Below are 391 nucleotides of genomic sequence, written 5' to 3' on the forward strand. Positions count from 1 at the left end.
CCGCCGAACACCGATAGCAGCGGCGCTTCGCCCGCGGGCGCGTCGAGTTCGAGCGAGTAGTCGCGCGTGACGGCCGACGGATTATCGGCGCCTTCTTCTTCGAGCAGCGGCCGCACGCCCGAGTAGGTCCAGCGCACATCGGCCGGCGAAATTTTCTGCCTGAAATAGCGGTTGATGGAGTCGCACAGGTACTGCGTCTCGTCGGCGGTGATCGCGACCTGCGCGGGGTCGCCGCGGTATTCGATGTCGGTCGTGCCGATCAGCGTGTAGTCGTGCTCGTATGGAATCGCGAAGATGATCCGCTTGTCCGGGTTCTGGAAAATGTACGCGTGGTCGTGCTCGAACAGCCGCCGCGTGACGATGTGGCTGCCTTTGACGAGCCGCACGCTGT

The 391-nt window shown here is 63.9% G+C and carries 1 protein-coding gene; it reads right to left on the reverse strand.

All coding sequences use genetic code 11. From position 1 onward, the window contains the following. The coding region (locus SB822_RS55235; RefSeq protein ID WP_410858865.1) for an FAD-dependent oxidoreductase at window positions 1-391 on the reverse strand (391 nt) is incomplete at both ends.

Origin of the sequence: Paraburkholderia sp. SIMBA_054 (genome assembly GCF_046534875.1) — a bacterium.
Classification (GTDB): Bacteria; Pseudomonadota; Gammaproteobacteria; order Burkholderiales; family Burkholderiaceae; genus Paraburkholderia; species Paraburkholderia hospita.